Source organism: Parabacteroides sp. Marseille-P3160 (assembly GCF_900162725.1).
Lineage (GTDB): Bacteria > Bacteroidota > Bacteroidia > Bacteroidales > Tannerellaceae > Marseille-P3160.
Genome location: NZ_LT799418.1, coordinates 3,489,174 through 3,496,876, shown reverse-complemented (window position 1 = coordinate 3,496,876; position 7,703 = coordinate 3,489,174). Strand labels below are relative to the sequence as shown.

7 protein-coding genes and 1 pseudogene are annotated in these 7,703 nt (G+C 47.6%); 2 read left to right on the top strand and 6 right to left on the bottom strand.

From position 1 onward, the window contains the following. The 6 genes from BQ8014_RS14040 to rlmN form a co-directional block, all read right to left on the bottom strand. Positions 1 to 1,513, bottom strand: a 1,513-nt coding sequence (locus tag BQ8014_RS14040; RefSeq protein ID WP_080904897.1) for a putative porin, incomplete at its 3' end; no start/stop codon positions are given. Between the two features lie 73 nt (positions 1,514 to 1,586). Beyond that, positions 1,587 to 2,129 carry a 2-oxoacid:acceptor oxidoreductase family protein gene (locus tag BQ8014_RS14035; RefSeq protein ID WP_080904896.1) on the bottom strand — a complete coding sequence of 181 codons (543 nt, stop codon included), beginning with the start codon at positions 2,127 to 2,129 and terminating at the stop codon, positions 1,587 to 1,589. A 13-nt stretch (positions 2,130 to 2,142) separates the two neighbouring features. After that, on the bottom strand, positions 2,143 to 2,925 hold the full coding sequence (locus BQ8014_RS14030; protein WP_080904895.1) for a thiamine pyrophosphate-dependent enzyme: 783 nt from the start codon (positions 2,923 to 2,925) through the stop codon (positions 2,143 to 2,145). Positions 2,926 to 2,945: 20 nt separating this feature from the next. Further along, on the bottom strand, positions 2,946 to 4,025 hold the full coding sequence (locus BQ8014_RS14025) for a 3-methyl-2-oxobutanoate dehydrogenase subunit VorB (RefSeq protein ID WP_080904894.1): 1,080 nt from the start codon (positions 4,023 to 4,025) through the stop codon (positions 2,946 to 2,948). 25 nt (positions 4,026 to 4,050) lie between these two features. Then, positions 4,051 to 4,278: a 4Fe-4S dicluster domain-containing protein gene (locus tag BQ8014_RS14020; RefSeq protein ID WP_080904893.1), complete on the bottom strand. Its 228-nt coding sequence runs from the start codon at positions 4,276 to 4,278 to the stop codon at positions 4,051 to 4,053. Positions 4,279 to 4,749: 471 nt separating this feature from the next. Beyond that, positions 4,750 to 5,811: a dual-specificity RNA methyltransferase RlmN gene (rlmN, locus tag BQ8014_RS14015; protein ID WP_080904892.1), complete on the bottom strand. Its 1,062-nt coding sequence runs from the start codon at positions 5,809 to 5,811 to the stop codon at positions 4,750 to 4,752. A gap of 216 nt (positions 5,812 to 6,027) precedes the next feature. Here rlmN and BQ8014_RS14010 point away from each other — a divergent pair. Both BQ8014_RS14010 and BQ8014_RS14005 read left to right on the top strand, forming a co-directional pair. Next, positions 6,028 to 6,414, top strand: a pseudogene (locus tag BQ8014_RS14010) (BRO family protein); the annotation flags it as partial. A gap of 139 nt (positions 6,415 to 6,553) precedes the next feature. Continuing rightward, positions 6,554 to 7,648: a PdxA family dehydrogenase gene (locus tag BQ8014_RS14005; protein ID WP_080904890.1), complete on the top strand. Its 1,095-nt coding sequence runs from the start codon at positions 6,554 to 6,556 to the stop codon at positions 7,646 to 7,648. The last annotated feature ends 55 nt before the right edge of the window (positions 7,649 to 7,703 follow it).

Here is a 7,703-nt window from a genome sequence, read left to right as displayed (position 1 = left end):
CCACCCCCGCCGAGATCCGTGTATGAGTCTGGTCCCATCCTATCTCTCCTCCGGCATAGACGTGGCGGGTTTTGCCAAAGTCATTGTCCCACCAGAAATAACGAGTATGGTTATGCCTTTGGAAGAAAGCGGGAGTTACGTTATAAATAGATCCGTTTGCCTTGATGGTCGCTGGTTTGCCCAAAAGCGGAAATTGCGTTTGCAGGTTTCCCGACAAACGAAATTCGCCGATATCGTCTCCGACTATACAAAGTTCGCCGCGTGCATCGTAAGTCAGTAATTTCCCTTGGTGTTTTGATATCTCTCCACCGACATAAGTAGAAAACTCCCCTTCTTTATAGTTATTTATCAACGAGTCGGAATGAGCCGTGTTCGGTAAGGAAAAGCTTCGTTTCTCAAGGGCGATAAAAGCAGTGAGGCCGAATTTGGCCCAATCCTGAAAGCCCTCCCGCAGCGATAAAGCCAAGGTATTATTCAGGTTCCAGGAAGAGCTGACATCGTTGGGTATCGAATCCATTTTCCCGTACCGGTTGGCGTACTGGTTGTCTATCGTATCGCTTTCCGATATGAAACGTCGGGAGTTACGGTTGAAATCGAAGGTGTGTATGATGCTGGAAACGGGGATGAACACCTCCAGGGGATTACCAAGGCTGTCGGTTGCATTGGATAACTCTTTGGTAAATCCCAGGTTATAACGATGCGTAAAAAAGAATTGTCCTCCCCTCACCCGGTTCCAAGTGTCAGCATACCGTACCGGGAAGCCTTTGCTGTCCACATTGCTTTTCCCTTCCGTCAGATTATCATAATCAGTGATATACCGGTCTTCCGTCAGGCCCCCGTTTTCGTTATTCACAAAGTTATAACTATAATAATGGGCATTCAGCTCATAGCGATCACTACGGTAACTGCCGAAAAAGCGGTAATTGAGTAATTTAGTACCGTTGGAATTATAATATCCCCGTCCGTACATATAGTCCGCCTCCCCGCCGATATTAATCTTTTTCCCGAAGTTCGTAGTCAGGAAGCCCTTTAGCTGTTCCTCCTTGTTGAGCCCTCCTCCCATACTGGTGTAGGTAAGATGGGTGTATGGCACTTTCGTGTCGTAGAAGAATACATTAGTAGGCGTAAGGATATAGTAGTCGTAGGCATCAGCGAAGATAAAGTCACGCGATTCTTTCCTTTCCGAAAAGATACGGCTTTGAGCCGGCGATCCCAGGTTTCCCAAGTAGCTGACAGCCAATCCTCTCCCTTCCATCAGCGTACTGTTTGCCGTATTCAACCGGTTGGTATCCATAGGCGCTTCATACGCCTCTCCCAAGCGATAAGATAAATGATATGCGTTAATGCGCCTGGTCAGGCTATCCTTAAGCAATAAGCTGTCCGGAATTTCCTTCTTGGCGTTCATCAAGTTGGATAAGGAAAAACCACCCCGATCACCTCCTCCGCCCTGTTGGGCTTGTAGGGAAGCCATCGAAAGGATGATAAACAATCCTATGTACGAAAGATATTTCATGTGGGGGCAAAGATAGAATAAAAAGGGCGTCACTCCGATAAGAAACGCCCTTCATTATATTCTTTTTACAGAATTATACCTGCCGGATGATTTCCATTCCTTTTTTAATTGCGGCCTCGTTCGCCGGGATTAATTTATGATGCCGTTCGGGCAGCGATTTCTTCAGCCCTTTCAGCACATTCTCCAGTTTGACCATGGGAGCTACTTTCAGGAGTCCTCCCAGGACGATCATATTGAATGTTTTGTCCATCTTCAATTCCATTGCGGTATCCATCGCATCGATACGGTAAACGCTGATGTCTTTCCGTTTCACCGGTTTGTGGATGCCGTACCCGTCATAGATGAGAATGCCTCCCGGCTTTATTTTGCTTTCGAACTTGTCGAGGGAGGGCTGGTTCAGGATGACGGCAATGTCAAATTCATTCAGTACGGGAGAGCTGACACGTTCGTCGCTGAGGATGACGGTTACATTGGCGGTACCGCCTCGTTGTTCCGGACCGTAGGAAGGCATCCAACTTACTTCCTTCCCCTCCATTAAACCGGAATAGGCCAGTATTTTACCCATTGAAAGCACTCCCTGGCCTCCGAAGCCTGCTATGATAATTTCGTGTGTCATGTTTCTCTTTCGCTTAATCGATATTTTTCAAATCGCCTAACGGGTAGGAAGGAAATACATGTTCTACCATCCAATTGTTAGACTGTTCAGGTGTCTGCTTCCATCCGGAAGAGCAAGTGGAAACGAATTCTACGACAGAAGTTCCTTTTCCCGCCATTGAATTTTCGAATGCTTTCCGTAAAGTCCTTTTCGCCTTTTTTACCGCACTCGGCGTATGGACGCTTTGGCGCGTCACCAGGCAGGTCCCGTCTAAAAGCGCCAGTAAATCGGATATCTTTAGCGGATAGCCGTTCAATTCGATGTCCCGTCCGTGAGGGCAGGTGGAAGTCTTCATCCCTTCCAAGGTGGTTGGAGACATTTGTCCTCCTGTCATTCCGTAAATGGCGTTGTTTACAAAGATGATAACGATATTTTCCCCCCGGTTGGCGGCATGGATTGTTTCCGCCGTCCCGATGGCGGCCAGGTCGCCGTCTCCCTGGTAGGTGAAAACCATTTTATCCTTATTGAGCCGCTTGATGCCGGTAGCAACGGCAGGCGCCCGTCCATGAGCCGCTTCTTCCCAATCGATATCCAAGTAGTTGTAGGCGAATACGGCGCATCCCACGGGAGAAACTCCGATCGTCTTTTCCGCCATGCCCATTTCTTCTACTACTTCGGCGATTAGTTTATGGATAACTCCATGGCTGCACCCCGGGCAGTAGTGCATCGGGTTGTCGTTCATTAATTCGGGTTTGGCATAAACCAGGTTTTCCGGCTTAATGATCTGGCTGAGATCTGTTTTTTCTATTGTCTCCATACGATTCTTTTTCTTGATAGTTAGAATAATTTCTCCGTCAGGGCCTTGAATATCTCATCCGGAGTAAAAACGATTCCGCCCAAACGGCCGAAATGTTCCACCTTTACTTTGCCGTTGACAGCCAGGCGGACGTCTTCCACCATCTGTCCCGCATTCAGCTCCACGCTCAGCATCCCCTTTACTTTTCCTGCATACTCCGCCACTATCTCGCTGGGAAACGGCCATAGGGTAATAGGGCGGAGCAATCCGACCTTCACTCCCTGGGCGCGGGCGATCTCGATTGCCTTCTGGCAGATCCGGGCGGACGAACCGAAGGCCACGAGCAGGTAGTCGGCATCGTCGCATAAATAGGCTTCGTAGCGTACTTCCTTCTTCTTTATTTCTTCATATTTCTTTTGGAACCGGATATTGTTCTGTTCCATGACGGCAGGATCCAGTTCGAGAGAGGTAATGATATTGGGCTTGCGGCTTTTTTTCCGTCCGTTGGCTGCCCAAGGGCATTCTTCGATAATCTGGGATTCCGTCCTGCGTGGATGGAAAGGGGGGAGAACCACTTTCTCCATCATTTGCCCGATGATACCATCTGCGAGTATGATCGCCGGGTTCCGGTATTTAAAGGCTAATTCGAATCCCAATCCGACAAAATCGGCCATCTCCTGCACGGAAGAAGGGGCTAAGGCGATCAGGCGATAGTCCCCGTGTCCTCCGCCTTTTACGGTCTGGAAATAGTCGGCCTGGCTCGGCTGAATGGTTCCTAAACCGGGGCCACCCCGCATCACATTGACAATGAGGCAAGGAAGTTCGGCTCCTGCCATATAAGAGATGCCTTCCTGTTTCAGGCTCACGCCCGGGCTGGAGGAAGAGGTCATCACCCGCTTCCCGGTTCCGGCACCGCCATATACCATATTGATGGCCGCCACTTCGCTTTCGGCCTGCAAGACGACCATTCCGGTCGTATCCCAAGGCCTTTCCAATGTGAGCGTCTCCAATATTTCCGATTGGGGAGTAATCGGATAACCGAAATAACCATCCACTCCATAGCGAATGGCCGCATGGGCTATCGCTTCATTTCCTTTCAATAAGCTAATTTCTTCTGACATTTTTCCGGTTGGATTTATTTCTGGTTCATATTTTAGCTTTATAAATCGTCAAGCAGCCGTCCGGGCATACATATCCGCAGCTGGCGCACCCGATGCAGGCATCCGGTTGCTTCATGTAGACATAATGATATCCCTTGTCGTTTACTTCGCGCGGATGTAATTCCAACACTTGGGTAGGACAGGCTACGACACATAGATTGCAGCCTTTACATCGTTCGGTATTTACTACGACTGCTCCTCTTATTTTCGCCATAATATAATTGGTTTATGATATGTTGATTGGTAACTGTTTTGTATCATTTCCTTATTGTTCCGTACAGCAAAGTTAGTAAAAGTTTTATTTGATTGATGGATTCTTGTACATTTCGATCGGTAGCCGGGCTTTTTTGCCTTATAGGATCTTTTATTTACGGATATTTATTTCATTGAATTTCTATGCGGTTCTTTTGACCTTTCTCTTAACTCTTAATTCTCTTTCCGGCGTGGTGCGCAAGAAGTTGGCGCTTGGCGCTTGTGTCGATCCGCTGACGGTAAATCGCTTTAGGTGTTCGACGGTAATAGAACACGTGTTCTATTACCGTCGAACACGTGTTTCACAGCTGTCAAACACGTGTTTCATTACCGTCAAACACTCACTTGTGTGCAGTGAAGAATGACAGAGAGTGTATATCTATATGAAAATCAATACATGGTAATGCTGCTCCCCTGCTGTTGATGAACAAGATTATTCTTCCGGGTCCAATGTCTTTCCCGCAGCTTCTTCCCGGAGGTTTTGGGCGGTGGAAAGCATGCCGCAGGCAGCAAAGATGTCTTCTCCGCGGGAGCTACGGATCGTACAGACGACGTGGCGTGCATTCAAGGCGTTCCGGAAAATCTCCATGGCTTCCGGCGAGGCGCTTTTCAAATCGACACCGGGAATGGCATGGAAACGGATCAGGTTGACGCGGCAGGGGATTCCCTTCAGTAGCTGGGCAAGCGCCTTGGCGTGCCGCGGGGAATCGTTGAAGCCTTCGAAGACAATATATTCGAAAGAGACACGGCGCTGGTGAGAGAAATCATAGGAGCGGAGCAACTCGATTACCGTTTCGATCGGAAATGCCTTTTCGACAGGCATAATGGAGAGCCTTTCTTCCGGAAAAGGCGAGTGGATGCTAATGGCCAAATGGCAATTGCTTTTTTCCAGAAACTGTTTTAGCCCTTTCATCACCCCAATAGTCGAGACGGTGATCCGCTTGGGGCTCCAGGCATATCCATAAGGTGCTGTCAGGATCTCCAGCACCTTAAACAATTCCCCGGCATTGTCGAACGGTTCGCCCATTCCCATGAATACAAGGTTGGTTAACTGTTCCGATTCCGGTAGGGATTGGATCTGGTTCAATATTTCGTTGGCTGTCAGGTTCGCTTTGAATCCCTGTTTCCCGGTCATACAGAAAAGGCAGTTCATCTTGCAACCGACCTGCGAGGATACGCAGAGGGTTGCCCGGTCATCCGCCGGAATAAATACGGATTCAACAGATAGATGATTACCGGCTCCGTATAGGTATTTGATCGTACCGTCGACCGACTTCATGGCTTCGATCGGCGCGGATAGCCCGATTTCGTATCGTTCGCCCAGCCAATCCCGTTTGACGGCGGGCAGGTTGGTCATATCGGCAATGGACTTCGCTTTCTTCTTATATAGCCAGTCGGCCATCTGCTTAGCGGCAAAAGCCGGAAGCCCGGCTTCCGCAGCGACTTGTTTCAATTCGTCGATCGTTTTACCTAAAAGAAAATCTTTTCCGTCCATTTCGGTTTATATTAGTGGTGCAAAGTTAAGATTTTCTTGTAATGTCCTCAAATAAGAGTAAAATGGCGGGAATGTTTTTTCTCCCTTCCGCGTAAGTATTAATTCGTTTAATGTTGTTCGTTTCTGAAAAAATCATACATATTTGCATAACAAATTCAGAGGCCAACACAAAAGCGAAAGAAAAAAGGAAACTTAACCAAAACATAGTTCAAAACAATGGATAAACAACGTATTATATCGTATAAATCATCATTTGATGCAATTGTTCATCATATAAATAGCGATGATAATAGCGAACAGGTAGAAGTATGGTTTGCCCGTGAACTTCAAAACGTATTAGGATATGCCCGTTGGGAGAATTTTATAGTGGCTGTTCAACGGGCAGTAGATTCATGCAATACACAAAAGATCAACGTAAATGATCATTTTCGTGAGGTCACGAAAATGATCCAAATAGGCAAAGGTGGCAAACGTTCTGTTGATGATTTTATGCTCACGCGCTATGCCTGTTACCTGATAGCACAAAATGGCGACCCCAAAAAGGAAGAGATTGCTTTTGCACAAAGTTATTTTGCCGTTCAAACCCGAAAGTCTATAATTCTGGCCGGATTATTCATCCAGAAGGATTTCTGCCGAATATAAAATGGAATTGTGTCGAAATAATTATCTTTGCACATGCAAATGCTAAAAAGGCCACGGGAATGAACTGTCCTGCGGAGGTTGCAAATGAAATAAAACATACATGGAGGAAAGAATGATTCGGGTAGGAGTTACCCAGGGAGATATAAATGGCATAGGATATGAATTGATTTTGAAAACATTTGCTGATGCAAGAATGGTGGAGCTCTGTACTCCCGTTGTCTATGGTTCGGCAAAAATCGCGGCTTATTATCGGAAAACACTGGAATTGCCACAAGTTAACTTCAATATTATCCAGGCTGCAGAAGAGGCTGGAGATAATCGTGTCAATATAATAAATTGTGTTGCCGACGAAACGAAAGTGGAATTGGGACAACCGACACCTATTGCCGGTGAAGCCGCCGCTGCAGCCTTGTCACGGGTTTCAAGGGATTTGAAGAACAAGACGATCGACGTCTTGCTGACTGCTCCGGTGAACCGCCAAACGCTGCAGAACAAGAGCTTCCCATACCCCGGTGAACAAGAGTTCCTTGTCGAGACCTTTGGTATTCCCCGGAATACACCCCTCACCATTTTGATAAATAACCGGCTGAGAATTGCCTTGGCAACGGGGGATATCCCTTTTGCAGATGTTTCTTCCCAGATAAGCGAAGAACTGCTGGTAGACCGGTTGTTCGCTTTTGAGCGGTCATTAAAACAGGATTTTTGCGTGATTAAGCCGCGCATCGCCGTTCTTTCGCTGAATCCCGCCGGGACATCCGGGCGGTTGGGCGACGAAGAGGAACGGATCATCCGCCCAGCTATGGCGGAAGCGGATAAGAAAGGGCTGCTTTCCTTTGGCCCTTATGCGGCAGACGATTTTTTCGGCTCGGGACTCTTCGACCGTTTCGACGGCATCCTGGCGATGTATTACGACCAGGGGGCGGCTCCTTTTCAGGCCTTGTCCATTGAAGACGGGGTGAGATATACGGCGGGGTTATCCATTATCCATACCGCACCGGTGCATGGAACGGCTTATGATATAGCCGGGAAAAACATAGCTTCCGAAGCCTCCTTCCGGCAGGCATTATATGCCGGGCTGGATATTTACCGGAATCGCTGCGACTATGCCGCAGCAACGGCTAATCCCCTCAGAAAGCAATATTTCGACCGGAGCGGGGATAATGAGAAATTGGATCTGACAAAGGATGAAGGTTAAAAAATGTTGACGTTACTCTTTGGGTGGAATAAAAGTTTTACGTATGTTTGCGGAA